This window comes from Microbacterium sp. LMI1-1-1.1, from assembly GCF_040815675.1.
Taxonomy (GTDB): Bacteria; Actinomycetota; Actinomycetes; order Actinomycetales; family Microbacteriaceae; genus Microbacterium.
Genome location: NZ_JBFPNN010000001.1, coordinates 273306 through 298339 on the forward strand (window position 1 = coordinate 273306; position 25034 = coordinate 298339).

Genomic DNA, 25034 nt, shown 5'->3' on the forward strand with positions numbered 1-25034 from the left:
TCGGGTGGTGCAGGCCGTTCTGTCGTGGGGCGGAGGGGATGCCGAGCGGTCTCAGCCCCGGGGGCGGAGGGCGCCGAGGCGACGGGCCACGACGCGTTCGAGGAGGGCGGTGACGAGGTAGAAGACGAGGCCGATCGCGATGCCGCCGCCGACGAACGCCCACGCCAGCGCGGCGCGTCCCGACTTGGCGTAGGTCGCGATCGCGGTGCCGATGCCGTCGGCGGGTCCGCCGAAGTACTCCGCGACGAGGGCGGAGATGACGGCGAGGGATGCCGCCACCCGCACACCCGTGAGCAGGTACGGCAGCGCGGTGGGCAGGGTCAGCCGCAGGAACGTCTGGCCGCCGGTCGCGGCCGTGGCGCGGAACAGGTCGCGCTGGACGGGCCGGGTCTGCCGGAGGCCACGGAGGGTGTTGACGAAGACGGGGACGAACGCGGCGATCGCGGCGACCGCCTGGCGCCCGAACTGGCTGGACGCGCCGAACATCGTGTTGAGGATGGGGGTGAGCGCGACGATCGGGACGACCGCGAGGGCGGCGACCAGCGGCGCGGTCATCCCGTCGACGGGACGCCAGGTCGCGGCGAGCGCGGCGATGAGCACGGCGACGAGGGTGCCCGCGATGAGCCCGACGAGCGCGTTGCCGCCGGTGATCGTCGCGGCCTCGGCGACGAGGGCGAAGCGCGTGACGAGCTCGCCGGCGACGGCGAACGGGTCGGGCAGCATGCGCGGGGCGCTGCCCGAGGCGACGAAGGCCCACCACGCGACGAGCCCGGCGACACCGACGACGACGGGCGCCGCCACCCGGGCCCAGGCGGGGAGCGGGCGGTCGGCGCGGGCAGCGGAGGAGCGGGCCGCGGAGGAGCGGGCCGCCGCGCGGGCCGGGGCGGCGGTCATCGCTCGTTCGCCCGGTGGACGGGGGCGCCGTGCAGCGCCTCGCGGACGGCGGTCACCCGCGCGAAGAACTCCGGCGACTCCCGCAGCTCGTCGTCGCGGTCCCGCCCGGGGCGGGTGTCGATGACGTCGGTGATGACCCCCGGTCGCGGGCTCATCACGACGACGCGGTCGGACAGGAACACCGCCTCGGGGATCGAGTGGGTCACGAAGACGACGGCCGCCCCGGTCTCGGCGGCGATCCGGGCGAGCTCGGACTGCAGCCGTTCGCGGGTCATCTCGTCGAGCGCGCCGAACGGCTCGTCCATGAGGAGCAGTCGCGGCTGGACGGCGAGAGAGCGCGCGATCGCCACGCGCTGCTGCATGCCGCCGGACAGCTGATCGGGGTAGCGGTCGACGAAGTCGGTGAGGCCGACGAGCTCGGCCAGCTCGGCGACACGGGCGTCGCGGCGGGCCCGGGGCCACTTGTGCAGCTCGAGGGGCAGGGCGATGTTGGCGGCGACGGTGCGCCACGGCAGGAGCGCGGCCTGCTGAAAGGCGATGCCGTAGTCCTGGTCGAGGCGGGCGCGGCGGGCGGGCTTGCCGTAGAGGGTGAGCTCCCCGGCGCTGGGGGAGTCGAGGTCCGCGATGAGGCGGAGCAGCGTCGACTTGCCGCAGCCGGAGGGGCCGATGAGCGAGACGAACTCCCCGGCGGCGATCTCGAGGTCGATGCCCGTCAGGGCGGTCACCTCGCCCCCGGGGCTGGCGAACACCTTGGCGACGCCGGCGGCGCGAACGGCGTGCTCGGTCCCGGTGGCGGGGGCGGTGGCGGTGCTCATGCGGTGTCCTCTCCGCGACGGAAACGATGGAGGGCGACGCCGACGAGGGCGACGCCGGCGGCGGCGACGAGGCCCATGACGACGGTGCCGAAGGTCGGTGCCCAGGGGGCGGCGGGGTCGGACGAGGCCTGACCGGCGAGCTGGATGAGCATGCGGCCGATGCCCCCGCGCAGGCCGATCGACACCTCGGCGACGACCGCGCCGACGACGGCCGACGCCGCCGCGAGCCGCAGCGCCGGGAGCAGGTGCGGCACGGCCGCGGGCAGGCGCAGGTGTACGAGCGTGCGCCACCATCCCGCCGATGCGGCCCGCAGCAGGTCGAGGTGCATCGCGTCGGGCGCGTTCAGGCCCCGCAGCATGCCGACGGCGACGGGGAAGAACGCGAGGTACGACGCGATGAGCGCGACCGACAGCCACGGCGGCCACGGGATGCCGGAACGGTCGACCTGCGTGCCGATCGCGTTGACGACCGGGGCGAAGGCGATGAGGGGCACGATCTGGCTGACGACGATCCACGGCAGCAGGCCCGCCTCGACCAGCCGCCACCGCTGCATCGCGATCGCGAGCAGCGAGCCGACGACCACCCCGATGAGCCACCCCAGCGCGGCGAGCCCGAGGGTCATCCCCGCGGCGCCCGCGACCGAGACGAGGAGCGGGGGCGTGTCGCCGCCGCTGGTGGGCGCGAACATGCGCGCCGCCATCTCCCACACGTGCGGCATGGCGCGGTCGTGCGTGCGGGGGAGCAGGATGACGCCCGACCCGGCGGACCCGTCGTCGCCGACGGTCACGCCCTCCGCCGGCCCGAGGAACTTGTACGCCTCCCACAGCAGCGCGACCGCCGCGACGCCCGCCACGCCCCAGCCTGCTCGGACCGCCCACGTGCGACCCCGGGCGGAGCGGATGCCGCGTGGCATCCGTTCCTCGTCGGGGACGGGGGCCGCCGTGCCGGGGGCGGGCAGCTGGTCGGTCACCGCTTCGCCGTCACCGGGGGAGTCAGCGCGGGGATGACGGTCTCGCCGTACACCCGCATGGTCTCCTCCTTGTTGTCGTGCTGGAGGTAGCCGGCGAACTGCGTCACGCCCAGGGCGCGGAGCTTCTCGAGCTTGGCGATGTGCTCCTCGGCGGTGCCGAGCACGCAGAAGCGCTCGACGATCTCGTCGGGAACGAAGTCGACGTGGTCGTTGTGGCTCTTTCCGTGCGAGTTGTAGTCGTAGCCGGTTCGGCCGGCGATGTAGTCGGTGAGGGCCGCGGGGACGGAGGAGTCCCCGCCGTACTTCGACACGATGTCCGCGACGTGGTTGCCGACCATCCCGCCGAACCACCGGCACTGCTCGATCATGTGCGCGCGGCTCTCGGGGGTGTCCTCGCCGATGTACATCGGGGCGGCGACGCAGAACGCGATCTCGTCGGGGTCGCGGCCGACGTCCTCCGCCGCCCTCCGGACCGTCGCGATCATCCACTCCGCGATATCGAGGTCGGCCAGCTGCAGGATGAACCCGTCGGCCACCTCGCCGGTGAGCTTCAGGGCGAGGGGTCCGTAGGCGGCGACCCACACGTCGAGCGTCGATCCGCGGCTCCACGGGAACTGCAGCGTCGCGCCGTTGTACTCCACCGCGCGGGAGTTGCCGAGCTCGCGGATGACGTGCACCGACTCGCGCAGCGCCTTCAGCGTCGTGGGCCGTCCGTTGGTGACGCGCACGGCCGAGTCCCCGCGGCCGATGCCGCAGATCGTCCGGTTGCCGTACATCTCGTTGAGGGTGGCGAAGGTGGATGCCGTGACCGTCCAGTCCCGTGTGGCGGGGTTGGTGACGAAGGGTCCGACGGTGACCCGGCGGGTGGCGGCGAGGATCGCCGAGTGCACGACGTACGGCTCCTGCCACAGCAGGTGCGAGTCGAACGTCCACACGTGGCTGAAGCCGTGGGCCTCGGCCAGCTGCGACAGCTGGACGGTGCGGGCGGCGGGCGGATTGGTCTGCAGGACGACGCCGAAATCCATGGGGTCCCCTCTCAGACCAGGTACTGGCTCAGGCCGCGCTTGACGAAGCGGCCGTCGCCCTTCGCGCCGATGTACGCGCCGTCGTCGACGACGACCTTGCCGCGCGAGATGACGGTGTCGACGTGCCCGTCGATCTCGTAGCCCTCCCACGCGGAGTGATCCATGTTCATGTGGTGGGTCTTGCCGACCCCGATGGAGGTGTGCCCGGCCGGGTCGTACACGACGACGTCCGCGTCCGCGCCGGGGGCGATGACGCCCTTCTGCCCGTACATGCCGAACATGCGCGCGGGTGTCGTGCTGGTCAGCTCCACCCAGCGCTCGAGGGTGATCTCGCCGGTCACCACGCCCTGGTACATGAGGTCCATGCGGTGTTCGACGGAGCCGATGCCGTTGGGGATGGCCCGGAAGTCGCCCTGGCCGAGCGTCTTCTGGTCCTTCATGCAGAACGGGCAGTGGTCGGTGGAGACCATCTGGATGTCGTTCGTGCGCAGCGCCTGCCACATGTGGTGCTGGTGGCCCTCGTGCTTCGAGCGCAGCGGCGTCGAGCACACCCACTTCGCGCCCTCGAAGTCGCCCCACTCCTCGCTCGTGGCGCCGAGCTGGTCCTCCAGCGAGAGGTAGAGGTACTGCGGGCACGTCTCGCCGAAGACGTTCTGGCCGTTGTCCCGCGCCCAGGCGAGCTGCTCGACGGCCTGCTTCGCGCTGACGTGGACGACGTAGAGGGGCGCGCCGGTGAGGTGCGACAGCATGATCGCGCGGTGCGTGGCCTCCTCCTCCATCTGCCACGCGCGGGCGACGCCGTGGAAGTACGGCGACGTCTTGTTCTTCTCGATCAGCTGCTGGGCGAGCACGTCGATCACGGGGCCGTTCTCGGCGTGCATCATCGTCAGCAGGCCGGTGTCGGCGGCGACCTGCATCGCGCGGAGGATCTGCGCGTCGTCGGCGTAGAAGACGCCGGGGTAGGCCATGAACATCTTGAAGCTCGAGATGCCCTCGTCGATCAGCCCGGGCAGGGCTGCGAGGGAGTCGGCATCCACCCCTCCCACGATCTGGTGGAACCCGTAGTCGATGGCGCAGTTGCCCGCGGCCAGCTCGTGCCAGTGGGCGAGACCGTCCTGCACGCGCTCGCCGGCCCGCTGCACGGCGAAGTCGACGATCGTCGTCGTCCCGCCCCAGGCCGCGGCGCGGGTGCCGGTCTCGAAGGTGTCCGAGGCGCTCGTGCCGCCGAACGGCAGCTGCATGTGGGTGTGGGCGTCGATCCCGCCCGGGATGACGTACTTGCCGGTCGCGTCGATGACGGTGTCGACGGATGCCGCGAGGTCGTGGCCCAGCAGAGTGGAGCCGGGCGCGAGCACCGCGGCGACGGTCTCGCCGTCGATGAGGACGTCGGCGGCGGTGCGCCCGGTCGCCGAGACGACCGTGCCGCCGGTGAGGAGCGTCGTCGCCATCTCAGGCCTCCGCGATCTCGCCGTAGGTGTCGGGGCGACGATCGCGGTAGAACTGCCAGTCGTCGCGCATCTGCTGCACGAGGTCCATGTCGAGGTCGCGGATGAGGATCTCCTCGTGCTCGGCGGAGCCGATCGCCCCCACGTGGTTGCCGCGCGGGTCGATGACCTGGCTGCTGCCGTAGAACGACACGGCCTCGTCGCCGTACTCGTTGTCCTCTCGGCCGACGCGGTTGGGCTGCAGCACGAAGTAGCCGTTGGCGACCGCGGCGCACGGCCCCTCGACCTCCCACAGGCGGTTCGACAGTCCCGGCTTCGTCGCGTTGGGGTTGAACACCATGTGCGCGCCGTTCAGGCCCAGCTCGCGCCAGCCCTCGGGGAAGTGGCGGTCGTAGCAGATGTACATGCCCACCTTGCCGACGGCGGTGTCGAAGACGGGGTATCCGAGATTGCCCGGGCGGAAGTAGAACTTCTCCCAGAACTTCTCGAGGTGGGGGATGTGGTTCTTGCGGTAGCTGCCCAGCACGGTGCCGTCGGCGTCGACGAGCACGGAGGTGTTGTAGTACACCCCGGTCTGAGCCTCCTCGTAGATGGGGAGGACGCTGACCAGGCCGAGCTCCTTGGCGAGGGCGGCGAAGCGCTGGACGATCGGCCCGTCCACCGGCTCTGCGTAGCGGTAGTACTTCTGGTCCTGGGTGATGCCGAAGTAGGGGCCGTAGAACAGCTCCTGGAAGCACACCACCTGAGCGCCGGCCGCCGCGGCGTCCCGCGCGAACTGCTCGTGCTTGTCGAGCATGGAGGCCTTGTCGCCGGTCCACGTCGTCTGGGTGATGGCCGCTCGCACCGTCGTCATGTCTGTCCCCGTCCTCACGGCCCGCGCCGTATTCTGTTACTGTCGCGCCTGAACATTTCCCGACGATTTCCACGAGTGTCACCGTCGTTAAGACACCGTTCGGAAGGGGAGGCCCGATGCTCTCGCCCGACGCCCTCGTGGAGCGCTCCTCGGCGGGGATCGCGGCCGAGATCGCCCGCCTCGTCTCCGACGGGACGCTGTCGCCGGGGGAGCGGCTGCCCACCGTGCGGGAGGTCGCCGCGGCCCTCGGCGTCTCGACCGGGACGGTCGCGACCGCATGGCGTGCGCTCGCCGACGCCGGCGTCGTGGCCTCGCGCGGCCGCGCGGGCACCTTCGTGCACGCCGAACGGCGGGAGTGGCTCAGCCCCCGGGTGCGGGGACTGGCCGCCCCCGCCACCCCGGGCCCCCGCACCCCGGCCCCGCGCGGCCTCGGCGACGGACGCAGGCTCGGGTCGGCAGGGGTGCTGGACCTGTCGCTGGGCACGCCGGACCCGGCGATGCTGCCCTCGCTGGCGAACGCCCTCGGCCGTGCACGCCCGCGGGCCGACACCGGCCGGTACCACGACCTGCCCGTGCTGCCCGAGCTGCACGACCTGCTGCGGGAGCAGTGGCCGGTCCGCGGCGTCGAGGCGCTCACCGTCGTGGACGGCGCCTTCGACGGCATCTCCCGCACGGTCGACCAGGTCGTCCGGTTCGGCGACCGTGTGGCCGTGGAGTCGCCCGGGTTCCCCTACATCTTCGATCTCGTCGAGGCCGCCGGGGGAGACCCGCTCCCCCTGGACAGCGACGCCGACGGCATCCTGCCCTCGTCCCTCGCCCGGGCGCTGGCCCGGCGCCCGTCCACCCTCATCCTGCAGCCCCGCGCGCAGAACCCCACCGGCACCTCGATGTCGTTCGACCGGGCCCGGCGCCTCGCCGACGTGCTCCGCACGGTGCCCGGCGGCGACCGCGTGACGGTCATCGAAGACGACCACTCCGCCCTCATCGCCACGGCCCCCGCGGTCACGCTCGCGCTGTGGATCCCGGGGCAGGTCGTGCACGTGCGCGGGTTCTCCAAGTCGCACGGGCCGGACCTGCGCATCGCGGCGCTCGGCGGGCCGACGGCGATCGTCGAGCGGATCGTGCGACGTCGCATGCTCGGTCCCGGCTGGACCTCGCGCCTGCTGCAGGCCGTGCTCCTCGAACTCCTCTCCGATCCGCGCTCGATCGCCCCCGTCCGCACCGCCCGCCTCATCTACCGGGACCGCCTGGACCGGCTCGCGGCGGACCTGCGCCGGCTCGGCGTGGACGTCGGCACCCCGGACGGCATCAACCTGTGGATGCCGGTGCGCGACGAGCGCGCGGCCGTCGTCCACCTCGCGGCCGAGGGCATCGCGGTCGCGGCGGGCGGCCCGTTCGTCATCGACGTCCCGCGCCCGGAGGTCGCCGGCGCGCTCCCGCCGGGCGCGTCGGGGCCGAGCCCGGGACGCGACGGGGACGGACCGGATGCCGCCGGCGGCTGGGTCCGCGTCACCGCCGGGGCGGTGACCGAGAACTTCCGCCTCGTGGCCGAGGCGCTGGCCCGGGCGGCCGCCGCCGCGCCCCTGTCCTGACCGCGTCGTCAACCCCGAGAACGGTGCGAATCGATTCGCCTACGCTTTTTCGCATGACTGTTCCCTCTGTCCAGCTCAACGACGGAAACTCCATCCCCCAGCTCGGCTACGGCGTGTTCCTCGTGCCCGCCGACGACGCCGAGCGCGCCGTGTCCGAGGCGCTCGAGGTCGGCTACCGCCACATCGACACCGCCGCGATCTACAAGAACGAAGAGGGTGTCGGCCGCGCCATCGCCGCCAGCGGCATCCCGCGTGACGAGCTCTTCGTCACGACCAAGCTGTGGAACGACCGCCACGACGGCGACGACGCCCACGCCGCGATCGACGAGAGCCTGCAGAAGCTCCAGCTCGACGCCGTGGACCTGTACCTCATCCACTGGCCCACCCCGAAGAACGACAACTACGTCAACGCGTGGCAGAAGCTCATCGAGATCCGCGAGGCCGGCAAGACGCGCTCCATCGGCGTCTCGAACTTCCTCGTCCCGCACCTCGAGCGCATCGTCGCCGAGACCGGTGTCACCCCGGTCGTGAACCAGATCGAGCTGCACCCCGCGCTCAGCCAGCGCGAGATCGCCGCCTGGGGCGCCGAGCACGACATGCACATCGAGTCGTGGGGCCCCCTCGGCCAGGGCAAGTACGACCTGTTCGAGATCCCCGCCGTGAAGGAGGCCGCCGAGGCCCACGGCAAGAGCCCCGCGCAGGCGGTGCTGCGCTGGCACATCCAGCACGGGTTCATCGTGTTCCCCAAGTCGGTGCGCCGTGAGCGCCTCGAGGAGAACTTCGACCTGTTCGACTTCGAGCTCACCGCCGACGAGATGGCCGCCATCGACGCGATCGACCCGGGCGACGGCTCGGGCCGCGTCGGCACCCACCCCGACGACCTGAACTGACGTCGGGCGAGACGTGAACCGCCTCGCGGACGCCTCGAGCCCCTACCTGCGGGCCCACGCCGACAACCCCGTCGCGTGGTTCCCCTGGGGGCCCGAGGCGTTCGCGCTCGCGGCCGAGCGAGACGTGCCCGTCATGGTCTCCATCGGGTACAGCACCTGCCACTGGTGCCACGTCATGGCACGCGAGTCCTTCCAGGACCCGGAGACCGCCCGCATCCTCAACGACGGCTTCGTCTCGATCAAGGTCGACCGCGAAGAGCATCCCGACGTGGATGCCGCCTACCTCGACGCCGCCTCCGCGTTCACCCCGCACCTCGGCTGGCCGCTCACCGTCTTCGCCGGCCCCGACGGGCGCGTCTTCTACGCCGGCACCTACTTCCCCCCGCAGCCGCGCCCGCCGCTGCCGTCCTTCACGCAGGTGCTCGCCGCTGTCCGCGAGGCGTGGACCGAGCGACGAGCCGAGGTCGAGTCGACCGGCTCCGCCCTGCGGGACGCGCTCGCCCAGGCCGCCGCGGCTCCCGTCGACGCCCCGCCCTCCCTCGACGAGATCGTGCCGGCCGTCGCGCAGATCGTCGCCCGCGAGGACCGCGAGTACGGCGGCTTCGCCGCGGGTGCCGCCCTCGAGACCCCCAAGTTCCCCAACACCCCCGTGCTGCGCCTGCTGCAGCATCCCGCGCTCGCCGAGGCCGTCCCGGACGCCGCCGACGTCGCGGCACGGGCGCTCGCCGCGATGACCGCCTCCGAGCTGCACGACCCCGTCGACGGCGGTTTCTTCCGCTACGCCACCCGCCGCGACTGGACCGTGCCGCACTACGAGCGCATGCTCACCGACAACGCCGGACTCGTCGAGGTCGCCCTGGCCGCCGGCGACGAGGGGGCGGCGACGGATGCCGCACGGTTCCTCGTCGACGTGCTGCAGCTGCCCAGCGGCGGCATCGCGGCCGCGCAGGACTCCGAGTCCGTGATCGACGGCGCCCGGTCGGAGGGCGGCTACTATCGCGCGTCCGCCGCCGAGCGGGCGGAGCTGGCGCCCCCGGCCCTGGATGCCAAGGTCGTCACGGGCTGGAACGGTCTCGCGATCGCCGCGTTGGCCGCCGTCGGGATGCGCACCGATCCGCGCTTCGTCGAGGCCGCGCGTTGGGCGGCGGACGCGGTGCTCGAGAGCAACGTCGCCGACGACGGCACCCTCCGCCGCGCATCGCTGGACGAGATCCGTTCCGCGGCGCCGGCCACGCTCGAGGACTACGGCGGGCTCGCCCGCGGGCTGCTCGCCCTGGCGCGGGCGACCGGCGAGGCGGCGTACGCCGACCGCGCGCGGGCGCTGATCGACGCGTGCCTGCGGGACGGCGGCATCCATCCTCCCGGGGGCGGCGACCCCGTCCTGCGCGCGCAGGGCATGCAGCCGCAGGGGGTGCCCAGCGACGGGGCGTCGCCGTCCGGGCCGTCGGTGTTCGCCGCCGCCGCCCTGGACCTGTGGCGCCTCGGCGCGGGAGAGAGGTACCGCGATGCGGCGGCCCTGCTCGTCCGCGCGGCCGCCGCGACCGCGCTGGCGACGCCGATCGCCCACGGGGCTCTGCTGGAGGTGGCGGTGGGACTGGTCGCCGCGCCGCGCCAGGTCGTCGTCGTGGGCGAGCCGGACGCCGAGATCGCCGAGGCCGCGCGCCGGGTGTCCGCCGACGTGGTCGCAGTGGTCTCGCCCGCGCAGGCGCAGGCCCTGGCCGACGCGGACTTCGCGCTGTTCGAGGGCAAGGTCGCGCAGGACGGACGCGCGACCGCGTACGACTGTCGCGCCTTCACCTGCGCGCTGCCCACGACCGATCCCGCGCAGCTGGCCTGACCTGCTCGGCGGCCCAGCCCATGGGCCATGCCCCTCCGATCCGCACCCGTGCGGCCGCGTCCACCCTCGCGGAATCGGAGGGAGGGGCCGGAATCGGATGCCGATGGCATCCTGATCCGAATCCGGCGCGCTGCTCCGATTCTGCGGCGCGGGCAGAGACGGGCACGGCGCGGGCCGTGCGCGGGCCCGGCCTAGATCCAGCTGGGCAGCCAGTTGTGCAGGCGCCAGAACTCGTACGGCACAGGCAGGGCGGTCCAGACCGGGTACCAGAACGCCGAGATCACGACGCACGCGACGAGGAAGACCACGACGATCAGCTGGCCCGAGCGACGCGGCATGCCGCGCATCCCGCGGCCGACGTCGCGCAGCGCGAAGGCGAGGCCGAGCACGAGGAACGGCACCATCGCCACCGTGTAGAACTGGAAGATCGTGCGCTCCGGGTAGAGCAGCCACGGCACGTACGTCGCCGCGAGCCCCACGAGGACGAGGGCGAACCGCCACTCCCGCACGAGCACGACGCGGACGAGCAGGTACACCGCGGCGGCGATGCCCGCCCACCAGATGAGCGGGTTGGGGATGCTCGAGACGGCCTCGGTGCAGCCGTTCGGCAGGAGGCAGCCGTTCTGGCCGGCGGCATCCTGATGCCACCACATCGACGTCGGCCGGATCAGCAGCGGCCACTGCCACGCGGGGCTGGCGTAGCTGTGCCCGCTCGTCAGGCCGACGTGGAACGCGTACATCTGCTCGTGGTACGCCCACAGGTTCTGCAACGGCAGCGGCACCCACGCCCAGAAGCCCTCCGCCGGGACCTCGTTGGCCCGCCCGAAGCCGCCAGTCGTCAGCAGCCAGCCCGACCAGCTCGCGAGGTAGACCACGAGCGCGGCGGGCACCAGCAGCAGGAACGACACCGGCCCCTGCCGCAGGGCGGCGTCGACGGGCCACTGCACCACGCCCGCACGGCGGCGGGCGAGCGCGTCCGTGACGACGACGTAGAGGCCGACCGCGGCCAGGACGTAGAGCCCCGACCACTTGACGCCCGTCGCCGCGCCGGCGGCCAGGCCCGCGGCGACGAGCCACGGACGGTCCCACAGCACCGGACCCCAGGTCGGCGGCCCGTCCTCCCGCGCCGCGACGAGGGCGGCGATCTGGTCCTGGGTGCGCCGTCGGTCGAGGATCACGAACCAGAACGTCAGCACGATGAAGAACGTCAGGAACACGTCCAGCAGCGCGATGCGACTGAGGACGATCCCGAGGCCGTCGATGGCGAGGAGACCGGATGCCACCGAGGCGAGCACGATGGAGCCGCCCATGCTCCGCGCGACGAGGTAGACCAGCAGGACGGTGAGCGTGCCGAAGACCGCGGCCGAGATCCGCCACCCGGTGGACGTGTCGGGGCCGAACAGCCACATGCCCGCGCCGATGAGGATGCGGCCGAGCGGCGGGTGCACGACGTAGCTGCCGATGCCGGTGAACACGTCGGTGTCGCCCGCCGCGAAGCTCTCGTCGGCGCCGTCCGGCCAGGTCGACGGGTACCCGAGCACCCACTGGCTCCAGGAGTCCTTGACGTAGTACGTCTCGTCGAAGACCAGCTGGTGCGGGTCTCCGATCCGGAACACCCGCAGCGCGAACGCGACGAGGGTGACGATCGCCGGCGCGAGCCAGCGCCAGAGCCGGACGCGACGGGGGTCGGCCCGGACGGCATCCCGCCACACGTCGAGCCGGCTCGGCTCCGTCGCGGACGGCAGGGTCTCGACGGGCGCGCTCACGGCCCCAGCATAGGGCGGGCAGGGGCGGGCGTCCCCGGCGGTCCGGGCCCGTCGGGGGAAATAGGGTGGGACCGTGATCATCCTCGCGGCGACGCCGATCGGCAACCTCGGCGACGCCTCCCGACGCCTCGTCGAGGCACTGGAGAACGCTTCGGTCGTCGCCGCCGAGGACACCCGGACCACCCAGCGCCTCCTCGCCGCGCTCAAGATCGACAACCGCCCGCGTCTGATCGCCCTGCACGACCACAACGAGAAGGAGCGCGCCGGCGAACTGGTGGAGCTCGCGCGCGAGCAGGACCTGCTGGTGCTCAGCGACGCCGGCATGCCGACCGTCAGCGACCCGGGATACGGCCTCGTCGCGGCGGCGGCCGCCGCCGGTGTCGTGGTGACCGTCCTGCCCGGACCGAGCGCCGTCATCACCGCGCTCGCCGTCTCGGGCCTGCCGACCGACCGGTTCGCGTTCGAGGGCTTCCCCCGGCGCAAGAGCGGGGACCGTCGCCGCGCGTTCGCCGAGCTGGCCGCCGAGCCGCGCACCCTCGTCTTCTTCGAGTCCCCGTCACGCCTGGCCGCCACCCTCGAGGACCTGGCCGCGACGTTCGGCGCGGACCGTCGTGCCGCGGTGTGCCGCGAGCTGACGAAGCTGCACGAGGAGGTCCGGCGCGGTCCGCTGTCCGACCTCGCCGCGTGGGCGGCCGAGGGCGTGCGGGGCGAGATCGCGATCGTCGTCGAGGGGGCGAGCGCGCGCGAGGTCGCCTTCCCCGACGCCGTGACGCAGGTGCTCGAGCTGGTCCGCGGGGGAACGCGCCTGAAGGAGGCCGCCGGCGAGGTGGCATCCCTCACCGGTCATTCCTCCCGCGAGCTCTATCAGGCCGCTCTCGCCGTCAAGAACTGACCGGCGCCGCCGCCGGACCGACCGGGGCGCGCCGCCGCGCCGCCGCCTGACCGATGGGGGCGCGCCGCCACGCGACCGAGCGGCCTCGTCCCACGGTCCTGCGGCCCCGTCACACGACCGAGGGGGTCGGAGCGCCCCCGTAGAATCCTGGAGTGACTTCCGGCCACTCCTTCTACATCACGACGCCCATCTACTACCCGAGCGACGTGCCCCACATCGGCCACGGCTACACCACCGTGGCGGTCGACACCCTCGCGCGCTGGCACCGCCAGGCCGGGGACGACACCTGGATGCTGACGGGCACCGACGAGCACGGGCAGAAGATGATGCGCGCGGCCGCGGCGAACAACGCCACGCCGCAGGAGTGGGTGGACAAGCTCGTCGGCGAGGCCTGGTTCCCGCTGCTGCGCACCCTGGACGTCGCGAACGACGACTTCATCCGCACGAGCCAGCCGCGCCACGAGGAACGCGTCGCGAAGTTCGTGCAGGCCCTGTACGACCGCGGCTACATCTACGCCGGCGAGTTCGAGGCGCTCTACTGCGTCGGTTGCGAGGAGTTCAAGACCGAGGCCGAGATCGTCGACGGCGAGGGCCCCTTCGAGGGGCTGAAGGTCTGCGCGATCCACTCGAAGCCGCTGGAGCTGCTGCAGGAGAAGAACTACTTCTTCAAGCTCAGCGAGTTCCAGGACCGCCTGCTCGAGCTCTACCGGACCGTGCCGGACTTCGTCCGTCCGGACTCGGCGCGCAACGAGGTCGTGTCGTTCGTGAAGAACGGCCTGAAGGACCTCTCGATCTCGCGGTCGACCTTCGACTGGGGCATCCAGGTGCCGTGGGACCCCTCGCACGTCATCTACGTGTGGGTCGACGCGCTGCTCAACTACGCCACCGCCGTCGGCTACGGCACGGACCCCGAGGAGTTCGCCCGCCGCTGGCCTGCGTACCACGTGGTCGGCAAGGACATCCTCCGGTTCCACGCGGTGATCTGGCCCGCGATGCTCATGGCCGCCGGTCTCGAGGTGCCCCGCGGCGTGTTCGCCCACGGGTGGCTGCTCGTCGGCGGCGAGAAGATGTCGAAGTCCAAGCTCACCGGCATCGCGCCGACCGAGATCACCGACGTCTTCGGCTCCGACGCCTACCGCTACTACTTCCTCTCTGCGATCGCGTTCGGTCAGGACGGCTCGTTCTCGTGGGAGGACCTCGCCGCCCGCTACCAGGCCGAGCTGGCCAACGGCTTCGGCAACCTGGCATCCCGGACCGTCGCGATGATCTCCCGCTACTTCGACGGGGTCGTCCCCGAGCCGGGCGCGGCGACCGAGGCCGACCTCGCCATCCAGAAGACGGTCCAGGATGCCGCCGCCCACGCCGACGCGGCGATCGAGCGGTTCCGCATCGACGAGGCCATCGCGGCCGTGTGGACCATCGTCGACGCGCTCAACGGCTACATCACCGACAACGAGCCGTGGGCCCTTGCCAAGGACGAGACCCAGCGCGAGCGCCTGGCGACGGTGCTGTACACCGCCGCCGAGGGGCTGCGGGCGCTCGCGGTGCTGCTGTCGCCGGTCATGCCCATCGCCACGGAGAAGCTGTGGACGGCGCTCGGCGCCGACGCGAGCGTCGGCGCGCTGCTCGCGCAGCCGATCCGCGAGGCCGGGCAGTGGGGCGCCCTGCGCCCGGGGTCGACGGTCACCGCGCTGTCGCCGCTGTTCCCGCGCGTCGAGCAGGACGCCTGAGCGCATGACGGCCGACTCCGCCCCGGGCGGCACCCCGGTCGACCGCCCGCGTGGCACGATCGACGGCGGCGACCCGAGCCAGTACGTGCGCGAGCGCTCGGCGGACGGCCGGCGCGACGTCAGCTACCCGCCCGCCCCGGAGCCCCTGGCCGTCCCCGTCTACGACAACCACACGCACCTCGAGATCGAGGACGGCGAGACCGGCCTCTCGCTCGACGAGCAGCTCGAGCGCGCCGTGGCGGTCGGGGTGCACGGCGTCGTCCAGGCCGGTGGCGACGTGGACTCGTCCCGCTGGTCGGCCTGGGCGGCCGCGACCCACCCGCGCGTCCTCGCCGCGGTGGCGATCCACCCGAACGAGGCCCCCGTCTACGAGCGGGCGGGGGAGCTGGATGCCGCCCTCGCGGTCATCGACGAGCTGGCGGCGCAGCCGCGGGTGCGGGCGATCGGCGAGACGGGACTGGACTTCTTCCGGACCGAGGCCGACGGCATCCCGGCTCAGCATCGTTCCTTCGAGGCGCACATCGACCTGGCCAAGAAGCACGGGATCGCGATGCAGATCCACGACCGCGACGCGCACGAGGCGGTGCTCGAGACGCTGCAGCGCGTCGGGGCGCCCGAGCGCACCGTGTTCCACTGCTTCTCGGGCGACGCGGAGATGGCCCGCATCGCCGACGACCGCGGGTACTACCTGTCCTTCGCGGGCAACGTGACCTTCAAGAACGCGCAGAACCTCCGGGACGCGCTGAAGGTGATCTCGCGCGACCGGATCCTGGTGGAGACGGACGCGCCGTTCCTCACGCCCACGCCGTACCGGGGCCGCCCCAACGCGCCCTACCTCATCCCGGTGACGCTGCGCTTCCTGGCGGCCGAGCTCGAGGTGGACGTCGACGAGCTCGCCGCGCAGGTCGCCGCGAACACGCTCGCCGTCTACGGCTCCTTCGACGCCTGACCCCCGCCTCTCCCGGCGCTGACTGGGCGCAGATGTACGCCGCGGGGGCGCTTCCGCGTCCATTTGCGCCAAGTCACCGTCGAGGGGCTGGCGGTCGCGCTGCGCGTTGACGTGGCGCAGTTGCATACCGCGGGGGCGCTTCCGCGTACATTCGCGCCCAGTCACCGTGGAGGGGGCGGGGGAGCGCGCAGAACGGGGGCGCGGGCGGGTCAGCGGGGAGCGTCGGCGGCGGGGGGTGCGGCGGCGATCGCCGAGATCGAGCGCCAGATGACGACGAGGGTGATCGCCGACCCGGCGAAGGCGAACCACCACGGCGCGGTGATCCCGAAGGACTGGGCCAGGATGCCGCCGAGGAGCTGTCCGATCACGAGACCGCCGAACACGCCGACCATGTTGACCGCGGCGATGCGGCCCTGGAGCGGGAGCGGCACGAGGCGCTGGCGCACCGTCGTCGAGATCGTCGCCCAGACGAAGGCGTAGGCGCCGAAGCCCACCATGATCGCCAGGGCCACCGCGGGGACCGTCGTCACCGCGAAGCCGAGGTGCATGAGCACCTCGAGGGTCAGGCAGACCCGCATGAGGGTGGCGAAGCTCAGACGGCGTTCGAGCCACCCGAAGGCGACGGTGGCCGCGATGCCGCCGATCGCCGAGGCCGTGGTCAGCGCGCCGAAACCGACCGGCCCCATGCCGAGGCGCTCGGTCGCGTAGAGGACGAGGATGCTCCAGGGCGCGGCCCAGGTGACGTTGAAGACGAGGATGATGACGACGAGCGTGCGGACGGGCGGATTGCCGCGCAGCCACCGCAGGCCCTCCCGGATCGGCCGGCCGCCGCGGACCGTCACGGGGGCGTCGTCGTCCGACTTCGTCGTCCGTGCGATCCGCGCGATGAGCAGGACGGCCAGCGTCACGCAGAGGATCTGCACGAGGAACGGCCAGAACGCCCCCGCGGCGAACAGGAACGCGCCCAGCGGCGGGCCGGCGAGCTGATTGCCGACGAGGAAGCCCGCCTGGAGCCGCGCGTTGCCGACGCCGAGGTCGGCCCCGCGCACGATCATCGGCAGGAGGGTGCTGCCCGCCGTGTCGGCGAACACCTCCGCGGTGCCGTACAGGAAGGCCACGGCGAGCACGATCCCGACGGTGGCCTGTCCGGTGACGAGGAACCCCACGAGACCGGCGACCACGACCGCCCGCGAGCCGTTGGCCAGCATGACGAGCGTGCGGCGGTCGTAACGATCGGCGACGGCACCGGCGAAGAGACCGAAGAGCAGCCAGGGCAGGAACTGCATCGCGGCCCCCGCGGCAACCAGCAGCGGGGACGACGTGAGCGAGGCGATCAGCAGCGGGGAGGCGGCGAGGGCGATGCCGTCGCCGATGTTGCTCGTCCACGACGACGCGAGCAGCCACCGGAAGTCCGGCCCGAGCCTGCGCGGCGCGATCCATTCCCCGATCCTGCTCACCTTTCCAGGCTAGGGCCCCCGTCCGACATCCCCCGCCCCGCCTTCCGAGGGCGCTGACTTGCCGCAAATGCACGCTGCGAGGCTGCTTGCGCGTACATCTGCGCCAAGTCAGCGCTGAATGTCCGGAAAGTACCCAATGCGCTGAGTTGCCGCAAATGCACGCTGCGAGGCTGCTTGCGCGTGCATCTGCGCCAAGTCAGCGATGAACGTCCGGGAAGTACCCGCTGAGTTGGCGCGAATGCACGTCGCGGGGCCGCTCGCGCGTGCATCTGCGCCAACTCACGGCGGACCACGCGCGGCACGCACCCGGGCGCCGACTCAGCGCCGAGGCTCCGTGGTCAGCGCGAGGAGGAGGTGCCGAACCCCCGCACCCAGCGCCCGTGCGGGTGCGTGAGGGCGACCGCCTCTCCGTCGACGGCGAGGGCGAAGACCGCCTGCTGGTCCGGCCGGGGAGGGAGGGATGCCGCTGTGCCCGGCAACAGCGACGGGGACTCGTTCGAGATCCAGACGGTGGGGCGTCCCGCCGCGATCGCCCGCACGGTGTCCGCGAACCGCGCACGTCCGTCGGCGGACAGGTACATCAGGACGGCGGAGTGGAACACGACCAGCGTCGCTTCGGCAGGAGCCGCGGCGGCGACGGCGGGCAGGTCGACCAGCGCGTCCCCGCGCACGAGGAGCGGCGGATCGCGGCGGGCGATCTCGGCGGCCGCGTGGAGCCGCGCGCGGCGGTCGTCGTGCTCCGGCCAGATGAGGGCGTGCAGCCACGCGCGGTCATCCGCGGAGGAGACGTCGAGCGGGTTGAGGTCGATCCCGGCCCGCCAGACCACCTCGGGCACCGCCCGGGGAACCGCGACGCCGTCGAGGTCGCACGGCAGCACGACGGTGCTCGGCCCGTCGGACGGATGCCGCGAGTGGACGCCGTCGGCGTCGCGGTACTCGTACGAGTACCGGTCGGGGAACAGGCACAGCCCCGCCGAGGCGCCGACCTCGAGCAGGGCGACGGGGCCCTCCACGCGGTCCAGGGCGGGGAGCAGGGTCGCACAGCGCGCGGCCTCGTTCGTCTGCGTGGCCCGCTCGAGGATCGTCGGCTCGAGCAGGCCCCAGTGCGCGACGATCCAGTCGCGCGCCGCGGGCCAGCGAGCGTCCGGCGCACCATGGAACCGCGCGGCGCCGAAGACGAGGTTGACCTGCCTCTTGGCATCCGGAACCCGATCGATCAGGGCCACGACCTCCGGATCGGCGGCCACCCCGCGGGCCCACTCCTCGTACCGCGGGGACAGCCCCCGGGCCTCGACCTCGGCGAAGCGGAGGTACCGCTCCGCCGTGGGCGAGGTCATCGGCGGGCGGGCTTGTTCGTGAAGAGGGTCTCGGTCTGCTCGAGCTCCATGCCCTTGGTCTCGGGGATGCGCCACGCGACGTAGAAGAACGAGAGGGCGGCGAAGAGCGCGTACATCGCGTAGGTCAGGGGGAGCGACCACGTCGACATCACCGGGAACGACACCGTGATGGCGAAGTTCGCGATCCACTGCGCGGCGGCGGCGACGCCCAGCGCCTTGCCGCGGATGCGGCTGGGGAAGATCTCGCCCAGGAGCACCCACACCAGCGGACCCCAGGAGGCGCCGAAGCCGACGACGAACAGGTTGGCCGCGACGAGGGCGATCGTGCCCCACGGGGCCGGCAGCGAGACGTCCTCGCCGCTGCCCTGCGCGAAGGTGAACGACAGGGCCATGGCCGCCAGCGACACCGTCATGAGGACCGAGCCGGTGAGGAGGATGGGCTTGCGGCCCACGCGGTCGACGAGGAAGATCGCCACCAGGGTGACTACCACGTTCGTCACGCTCGTGATCACCGAGATGGTCAGCGAGTTGCTCTCGTCGAACCCGACGGCGCGCCAGAGCGTCGTGGAGTAGTAGAAGATGACGTTGATCCCGACGAACTGCTGGAACACCGACAGGATGACGCCGATCCAGACGATGCGCTGGAGGCCGAGGACCGGGCCGCGCAGCGACACGTTCGCGTTCTTGCGGTCGGTCTCGATGGCCCGCGTGAGCTCGTTCATCGTCTTGTCGAGGTCGGCGGGCGGCACCAGGCGCGAGAAGATCGCGCGCGCCTCCTCGCGACGGCCCTTGGCCAGCAGGAACCGCGGCGACTCCGGGACGGTGAACGAGAGGATGCCGTAGACGGCGGCGGGGATGACACCGACGAGGAACATCCAGCGCCAGGCCTCCATCCCGAGCCACAGCTGGTTGGCCGCGCCGCCGGCGCTGGTGGCGAGCACCGCGTCCGAGAGGAGGGCGCCGAAGATGCCGAGGGTGATGGCGAGCTGCTGCAGCGAGGCGAGCGAGCCGCGGATCTGACGGGGCGCGACCTCGGCGATGTAGGCGGGGGCGACGACCGAGGCGATGCCGATGCCGAGGCCGCTCACGACGCGCCACAGGATGAGGTCGGGGACGCTGAAGGTGAGCGCGGCGCCGATCGACGACACGAAGAACATGATCGCGCCGAGCAGCATCACGCGCAGCCGGCCCCAGCGGTCCGAGAGGGCGCCGGCGATCATCGCGCCGACGGCGCAGCCGAGCAGCGCGACGGCGACGACGAAACCGGTGACGCCGCTCGAGAGGGCGAAGTTCCCCTGCACCGCGTCGACGGCGCCGTTGATCACGGAGGAGTCGAAGCCGAACAGGAAGCCTCCCACCGCCGCGGCGACCGAGAGGCCGATCGCTCGTCGCCCGTAGGGGCTGCGGAGGGTGAAGGCGTTTGCGGGGATGGACTGGGTGTCGCTCACCCGATCACGCTACTCCCGTCCCACGGTGTCGGCAGGACGCGACCTAAACTGGTCCAATGCCCGTTTCGCTGCTCGGTGCCGCCGAGATCCGCCGGCTCGCCGCCGACCTCGACGTCACCCCGACGAAGAAGCTGGGCCAGAACTTCGTCGTCGACGCCAACACGGTCCGCAAGATCGTGCAGGTCGCCGGCGTCGGCGCCGACGACCGGGTCGTCGAGATCGGCCCCGGCCTGGGCTCCCTCACGCTGGCGATCCTGGAGACGGATGCCGCCGTCGTCGCGGTCGAGATCGATCACCGCCTCGCCGCACAGCTGCCCGCGACCGCGGCCGCGCACGGGGTGCCGGCGGACCGGTTGACCGTGGTCGACGCCGACGCGCTGCGCGTGACCGAGCTGCCGGGGGAGCCGACGGTGCTCGTGGCCAACCTCCCCTACAACGTCTCCGTGCCGGTGCTGCTGCACTTCCTCGAGACCTTCGCGTACCTCCGCAGCGGAGTCGTGATGGTCCAGGCGGAGGTGGGGGAGCGCCTCGCCGCCCCGCCCGGGTCCAAGGTGTACGGCGCCCCGAGCGTCAAGGCCGCCTGGTACGGCGCCTGGCGGCTGGCCGGCACCGTGTCGCGGCAGGTCTTCTGGCCCGTGCCCAACGTCGACAGCGTGCTCGTCGCCTTCGAGCGCGACGCCGAGCCCCGCGGCAGCGAGGAGCACCGGCTCCGCACCTTCCGGATCGTGGATGCCGCCTTCCAGCAGCGGCGCAAGATGCTCCGACAGGCACTGGCCGGGGTGCTCGGCGGCACGGCCGCGGAGGCGTCGGCGACCCTCGAGCGCGCCGGGGTCGACCCCACGGCGCGCGGGGAGCAGCTCTCCATCGAGGACTACGCCCGCATCGCCGCGCTCTGAGCCGTCCGGGCGGTCGTGCGGCGAATTCTTACCGTGTTCACCCCGCGTTCCGGAAACATGCCGGTAACATTTCGAACCGACCGGGAGCATCGCGCCGGTGACGTGGTCGCACCCGGCGACCCGAGAGGGATGAGATGCGCTACGCCGAGTACCCGCGCGCGGAGCGCGTGCTCCTGCACCTGAGCGACACCCACCTGCGTGCCGGCGGCGCGCCGCTGTACGACCGCGTGGACTCCGAGGCGTACCTCGCCCGCGCGATCGCCGGCATCGAGGCATCCGGGGTCCGTCCGCACGCCCTCGTGTTCACGGGGGACCTGGCCGACTTCGGCGAGGACGACGCGTACGTCCGCATCCGCGCGCTCGTCGAGCCGCTCGCGGAGCGGCTGGGCGCCCGCCTCGTCTGGGTCATGGGCAACCACGACGAGCGCGCCTCGTTCCGCTCGCACCTGCTGCCGGGCGACGGCAGCGACGCCACCGCCCCCGTGGACCGCGTCGACGAGGTCGACGGGATGCGCATCATCACGCTCGACAGCACCGTCCCCGGGCACCACCACGGCGAGGTCACCGCCGCGCAGCGCGAGTGGCTGCGCGAGGTGCTGGCAACTCCCGCCCCGCTGGGCACCATCCTGGCGATGCACCACCCGCCCGTGCCGAGCGTGCTGGACCTGGCCGCGTCGGTCGAGCTGCGGGACCAGCGGAGCCTCGCCGAGGTCCTCCGCGGGTCGGATGTCCGCGCGATCCTCGCCGGCCACCTGCACTACTCGACCTTCGCGACGTTCGCCGGCATCCCCGTCTCCGTCGCGTCGGCCACCTGCTACACGCAGGACCTGACGGTGCCCGCGGGCGGCACGCGCCCCCGCGACGGCGCCCAGGGGTTCAACCTCGTGCACGTCTACGACGAGACGGTCGTGCACTCGGTCGTCCCCCTGGACGGCGCGGACGCGCTGCAGTACGTCGACGCCGCCGAGTCGCAGGAGCGTCTGCGCGCCGCGGGGATCGTCGTCCCGACCGCGCGCGACCTCAGTGGGCGGGTGTCGCCGCCGACGACGCCCCTGCCGATCCTGCGCTGACCGACGCGACCTCCCACGGGGCGGCCACGGGGAAGTAGCGCTCGAGGCAGGCGCGCAGTGCAGGGACGCGCACCTCTTCGGGGATCTCGGGAACGCTGCCGTCGTTCAGGCAGAACATGTCGATGTCGCGGCGCGTGACGAGGCGCTCCATGCGACGGAGGGAGTCGAGCTGCGTCGTCTGCACGTAGCGGGTGCGCGGCTGCGTGGTGATGACGGCGCGGCCCGTGGCCAGGGCGTAGTGGTGGTAGAGGCTGTTGGTCACGGAGATGTCGGTGGCCGAGCGGAAGCGGCTCGCGGCCGTGCGGGCGTAGTCCTCGGCGAACTCCTGCTCGAGCTCCGCCGCGATCGACCGGCGCAGCGGCGTGGCGCAGTGCTCGAGGTCGAGCGTGATGACGCGTCCGAACTTCTCGCGCAGCAGCGCGCGGTTCACACGGAGGCCGTTGTCGTGACCGGACCGGCCGACGTGGGCGGGGCCGCTGCCGATGCGCACGCCGCTCTCGACGAAGCGGCTGACGCCGCCGCCGCTGAAGAACAGCTCGGGCTCGACCGGGCGGCCGAAGAACATGTCGTCGTTGCTGTAGAGGAAGTGCTCGGCGAGACCGGGGATGCGGTGCAGCTGCGCCTCGACCGCGTGCGAGTTGTGCGTCGGCAGCACCGACGGGTCGGCGAAGAACTCCTCGCTGCGCACGATCGTCACCTTGGGGTGGTCGGCGAGCCACTCCGGGCGCGGCGAGTCCGTCGCGATGAAGATGCGGCGCACCCACGGCGCGTACATGTGGACGCTGCGCAACGCGTAGCGCAGCTCGTCGACCTGGCGGTACCGCGCGGCGTTGTCGTCGCCGTCTCCCACCACGTACCCCTTCATGCGGGCGGCGCGCTGGCGCTGGAACTCACTCGACGAGCCGTCCACCCACGAGAAGACCATGTCGATCTCGTCGACGACCTCGTTCGGGTGCGGGTCGAACATGCCGTTGACCGTCGTCCACCGGCGTCCGTAGCGCTCGACCTCGGCGAGGTCCAGGTCTTCGGTGGCGAAGACCCGACGGGTCATCGCGCTCGGGCGGGGCGCCTCGACGACGGAGCTGCCGAAACGCCAGAGCTCCAGCCGCGGGGCCAGCGGCGCGCCGTAGCGGTACGAGCCCTCGGTCGAGGTGCGCGGTCGGAAGACCGCGTAGGCGGCGACAGCGCCGGGGGCGGCATCCACGCTGTGGGCCGGGACGGGGTCCTCGCCGCGGGCCTTCAGGTAGACGGGGCCGAGCTCCGGGTCCCGCAGCGCAGTCAGGGCCGCGATGCTGTCCGCCGTGTCGACGACGAGCTTGGGGCGACGGTTCGCGTCGCGCACGAGCAGCACGCGGACGCCCGCGGCCTCGATCGCCGCGGCGACGGTGAGGAGGTCGTCGCGCTCGGCGTCGGCCGGGGTGGAGCCGTCGTCGACCACGTGGAGGATGCCGTCGACCATGCGGATGTCGGGGCGCGACAGCAGCGCGCGCCAGGGATCGCTCTCGATCGAAAGGGGAACGATCGGTCGCATGCTGCCTCCTCGAGGGTCGGTGGAAGGGTCCCGCTCACCGTAGGTCTCCGGCGTTTCGGGGGCGTTTCGGTGCCAGGACCGAAGCAGGGGGGTGGGCGCGCTACTGTCGAAGAGTGACGGAAGACGCGCGTTTCGGCCGAGGCGATCCTGAGGCGCACGAGCCGTCTCGTGCGACGGATGCCCGACGTCTCAGTGTCGCACACCGCTCGATCCCCGGATTCGACCGCCGACGCCGCGGTCGGGGGAGGGCATTGACAGTCTCGTGAACCCCGCACTTCCCCCCGCAGTCCGCGTCCGCGCCCCCGGCAAGATCAACGTCTTCCTCGAGGTCGGTGACGTCCAGGACGACGGCTACCACGACGTGGCCACCGCCTATCAGGCCGTCTCGCTGTACGAGGAGATCGTCGCCACGCCGTCCGACGGCTTCTCGCTGTCGGTGACCGGTCGCCGGCACATCGACGTCGACGGCGTGCCGACCGACGACCGCAACCTCGCCCTCCGCGCCGCGCGACTGCTGGCGCAGACCGCCGGGATCGACAGGGGGGTGCACCTCTCCGTCGACAAGGCGGTCCCCGTCGCGGGCGGCATGGGCGGCGGCTCGGCCGATGCCGCGGCCGCGCTCGTGGCCTGCGATGCCCTCTGGGGGCTCGGGATGCCGACGGCGGAGCTCGGCCGCCTGGCGGCGAAGCTCGGCGCCGACGTGCCGTTCGCGCTGATGGGCGGCACCGCCGTGGGCACCGGCCGCGGCGACGAGCTCAGCCCGGCGCTCGCCCGCGGGCGGTTCGACTGGGTCCTCGTCACCAGCGACCTCGGGATGTCCACGCCCGTGGTCTACGGCGAGCTGGACGCCCACCGTGAGCGGCACGCGGTCGACATCGGACCGGCCCCGCGCGTCCCCGCGGTGGATCCGGCGGTGCTGCACGCCCTTCGCCAGGGCGACGCGGAGATGCTCGCGGCCACCGTCCGCAACGACCTCCAGGCGCCGGCGCTGCATCTCCGACCCGACCTCGGCCGCGCCCTCGAGCGCGGGGAGCGGTCCGGAGCCCTCACCGGGCTCGTCTCCGGGTCGGGTCCCACGCTGGCGTTCCTCGCCGCCGACGAGGCCTCGGCCCTCGACCTCCAGGTCACCCTCAGCGCCGCGGGACTCGTGGCCCTCCACGTGCACGGACCGGTCGCCGGGGCGCGCGTCCTCTGACCGCGGCGCACCATAGCCGAGGTCGTCACACGGGGCAATGTTCGCATTGCGCAGTCGGGGGCTCGCTAGCCTCGGGACAAGGTGGTTGACTCACCGCTGGGTGCCGTGCCCGCGGGGGCGCCCGAGGAGGTTCTCATGAAGGCAGTGCTCGACGGCGTCGTGATCGCCGAAGCCGACAACGACGACCTCGTCAAGATCGAGGGCAACTGGTACTTCCCGCCGCAGGCGGTGCGCGACGGTGCCCTGCAGCAGAGCCCCACCCCGTACACCTGCCCCTGGAAGGGGGCGGCGCAGTACTGGAACGTCTCCCTCGACGGCGCGGAGCTGACCGACGGCGCCTGGTCCTACCCCGACCTGCGGCCCGGAGCCGTCGACCGCGTGGGGACCGACTTCGCCGGATACGTCGCGTTCGACCGCAAGGTCGTGGTCTCCGACTGAGTT

The 25034-nt window shown here is 72.5% G+C and carries 21 protein-coding genes; 10 read left to right on the plus strand and 11 right to left on the minus strand.

Features of this window, described 5'->3' with window-relative positions:
* Positions 1-51: 51 nt before the first annotated feature.
* Genes MRBLMI1_RS01255 through MRBLMI1_RS01280 form a run of 6 tightly spaced genes read right to left on the minus strand, consistent with a single transcriptional unit; the run spans position 52 to position 6003 of the window.
* Positions 52-894, minus strand: coding sequence for an ABC transporter permease (locus MRBLMI1_RS01255; RefSeq protein ID WP_367726330.1), 843 nt, complete (start codon positions 892-894; stop codon positions 52-54).
* The gene (locus MRBLMI1_RS01260; protein WP_367726331.1) at positions 891-1709 is read right to left on the minus strand and encodes an ABC transporter ATP-binding protein; all 819 of its coding nucleotides are present in this window, start codon (positions 1707-1709) and stop codon (positions 891-893) included. The genes MRBLMI1_RS01255 and MRBLMI1_RS01260 overlap by 4 nt, the downstream gene beginning before the upstream one ends.
* Positions 1706-2680, minus strand: coding sequence for an ABC transporter permease (locus MRBLMI1_RS01265; RefSeq protein ID WP_367726333.1), 975 nt, complete (start codon positions 2678-2680; stop codon positions 1706-1708). The genes MRBLMI1_RS01260 and MRBLMI1_RS01265 overlap by 4 nt, the downstream gene beginning before the upstream one ends.
* Positions 2677-3705, minus strand: coding sequence for a TIGR03842 family LLM class F420-dependent oxidoreductase (locus tag MRBLMI1_RS01270; RefSeq protein ID WP_367726334.1), 1029 nt, complete (start codon positions 3703-3705; stop codon positions 2677-2679). Before MRBLMI1_RS01270 ends, MRBLMI1_RS01265 begins: the two co-directional genes overlap by 4 nt.
* 11 nt (positions 3706-3716) lie before the next feature.
* Positions 3717-5153 (minus strand): dihydropyrimidinase, encoded by a 1437-nt coding sequence (gene hydA / locus MRBLMI1_RS01275; RefSeq protein ID WP_367726335.1) that lies wholly within the window; start codon positions 5151-5153, stop codon positions 3717-3719.
* 1 nt (position 5154) lies between these two features.
* Positions 5155-6003 (minus strand): nitrilase-related carbon-nitrogen hydrolase, encoded by an 849-nt coding sequence (locus MRBLMI1_RS01280; RefSeq protein ID WP_367726336.1) that lies wholly within the window; start codon positions 6001-6003, stop codon positions 5155-5157.
* A 116-nt stretch (positions 6004-6119) separates the two neighbouring features.
* Here MRBLMI1_RS01280 and MRBLMI1_RS01285 point away from each other — a divergent pair, with 116 nt between their 5' ends.
* The 3 genes from MRBLMI1_RS01285 to MRBLMI1_RS01295 are packed head-to-tail and all read left to right on the plus strand — an operon-like array spanning position 6120 to position 10322.
* Positions 6120-7595 (plus strand): aminotransferase class I/II-fold pyridoxal phosphate-dependent enzyme, encoded by a 1476-nt coding sequence (locus tag MRBLMI1_RS01285; protein ID WP_367726337.1) that lies wholly within the window; start codon positions 6120-6122, stop codon positions 7593-7595.
* A gap of 53 nt (positions 7596-7648) precedes the next feature.
* Positions 7649-8485, plus strand: coding sequence for an aldo/keto reductase (locus MRBLMI1_RS01290; RefSeq protein ID WP_367726338.1), 837 nt, complete (start codon positions 7649-7651; stop codon positions 8483-8485).
* 13 nt (positions 8486-8498) lie between these two features.
* Complete coding sequence (locus tag MRBLMI1_RS01295) at positions 8499-10322, plus strand: thioredoxin domain-containing protein (protein ID WP_367726339.1); 1824 nt, start codon at positions 8499-8501, stop codon at positions 10320-10322.
* Positions 10323-10513: 191 nt separating this feature from the next.
* Here the strand turns inward: MRBLMI1_RS01295 and MRBLMI1_RS01300 are convergent, their stop codons facing one another.
* Positions 10514-12088: a dolichyl-phosphate-mannose--protein mannosyltransferase gene (locus MRBLMI1_RS01300; RefSeq protein ID WP_367726340.1), complete on the minus strand. Its 1575-nt coding sequence runs from the start codon at positions 12086-12088 to the stop codon at positions 10514-10516.
* A gap of 73 nt (positions 12089-12161) precedes the next feature.
* Between MRBLMI1_RS01300 and rsmI the strand changes: the two genes are divergently transcribed.
* From rsmI to MRBLMI1_RS01315, 3 genes are all read left to right on the plus strand, one after another.
* Complete coding sequence (gene rsmI, locus MRBLMI1_RS01305) at positions 12162-12980, plus strand: 16S rRNA (cytidine(1402)-2'-O)-methyltransferase (protein WP_367726341.1); 819 nt, start codon at positions 12162-12164, stop codon at positions 12978-12980.
* Between the two features lie 152 nt (positions 12981-13132).
* Complete coding sequence (gene metG / locus MRBLMI1_RS01310) at positions 13133-14710, plus strand: methionine--tRNA ligase (RefSeq protein ID WP_367726342.1); 1578 nt, start codon at positions 13133-13135, stop codon at positions 14708-14710.
* A gap of 4 nt (positions 14711-14714) precedes the next feature.
* The gene (locus MRBLMI1_RS01315; RefSeq protein ID WP_367726343.1) at positions 14715-15659 is read left to right on the plus strand and encodes a TatD family hydrolase; all 945 of its coding nucleotides are present in this window, start codon (positions 14715-14717) and stop codon (positions 15657-15659) included.
* Positions 15660-15868: 209 nt separating this feature from the next.
* Here the strand turns inward: MRBLMI1_RS01315 and MRBLMI1_RS01320 are convergent, their stop codons facing one another.
* The 3 genes from MRBLMI1_RS01320 to MRBLMI1_RS01330 form a co-directional block, all read right to left on the minus strand.
* Positions 15869-17116: an MFS transporter gene (locus MRBLMI1_RS01320; RefSeq protein ID WP_367726344.1), complete on the minus strand. Its 1248-nt coding sequence runs from the start codon at positions 17114-17116 to the stop codon at positions 15869-15871.
* A 338-nt stretch (positions 17117-17454) separates the two neighbouring features.
* Positions 17455-18453 (minus strand): DUF2332 domain-containing protein, encoded by a 999-nt coding sequence (locus MRBLMI1_RS01325; RefSeq protein WP_367726345.1) that lies wholly within the window; start codon positions 18451-18453, stop codon positions 17455-17457.
* Complete coding sequence (locus tag MRBLMI1_RS01330) at positions 18450-19901, minus strand: sugar porter family MFS transporter (RefSeq protein WP_367726346.1); 1452 nt, start codon at positions 19899-19901, stop codon at positions 18450-18452. The genes MRBLMI1_RS01325 and MRBLMI1_RS01330 overlap by 4 nt, the downstream gene beginning before the upstream one ends.
* Positions 19902-19957: 56 nt before the next feature.
* Here MRBLMI1_RS01330 and rsmA point away from each other — a divergent pair, with 56 nt between their 5' ends.
* Both rsmA and MRBLMI1_RS01340 read left to right on the plus strand, forming a co-directional pair.
* Positions 19958-20797, plus strand: a complete 840-nt coding sequence (gene rsmA / locus MRBLMI1_RS01335; protein WP_367726347.1) for a 16S rRNA (adenine(1518)-N(6)/adenine(1519)-N(6))-dimethyltransferase RsmA — start codon at positions 19958-19960, stop codon at positions 20795-20797.
* A 134-nt stretch (positions 20798-20931) separates the two neighbouring features.
* Positions 20932-21867: a phosphodiesterase gene (locus MRBLMI1_RS01340; RefSeq protein ID WP_367726348.1), complete on the plus strand. Its 936-nt coding sequence runs from the start codon at positions 20932-20934 to the stop codon at positions 21865-21867.
* On the opposite strand, the gene MRBLMI1_RS01345 is transcribed toward MRBLMI1_RS01340, so the two are convergent.
* The gene (locus tag MRBLMI1_RS01345; RefSeq protein ID WP_367726349.1) at positions 21818-23398 is read right to left on the minus strand and encodes a stealth family protein; all 1581 of its coding nucleotides are present in this window, start codon (positions 23396-23398) and stop codon (positions 21818-21820) included. The two genes, MRBLMI1_RS01340 and MRBLMI1_RS01345, sit on opposite strands and share 50 nt — an antisense overlap.
* 262 nt (positions 23399-23660) lie before the next feature.
* On the opposite strand from MRBLMI1_RS01345, the gene MRBLMI1_RS01350 reads away from it, so the two are divergent.
* Positions 23661-24593 carry a 4-(cytidine 5'-diphospho)-2-C-methyl-D-erythritol kinase gene (locus MRBLMI1_RS01350; protein WP_367726350.1) on the plus strand — a complete coding sequence of 311 codons (933 nt, stop codon included), beginning with the start codon at positions 23661-23663 and terminating at the stop codon, positions 24591-24593.
* A 135-nt stretch (positions 24594-24728) separates the two neighbouring features.
* Entirely contained in the window at positions 24729-25031 is a 303-nt protein-coding gene (locus tag MRBLMI1_RS01355) for a DUF427 domain-containing protein (protein ID WP_367727531.1), read from the plus strand.
* Positions 25032-25034 lie beyond the last annotated feature (3 nt).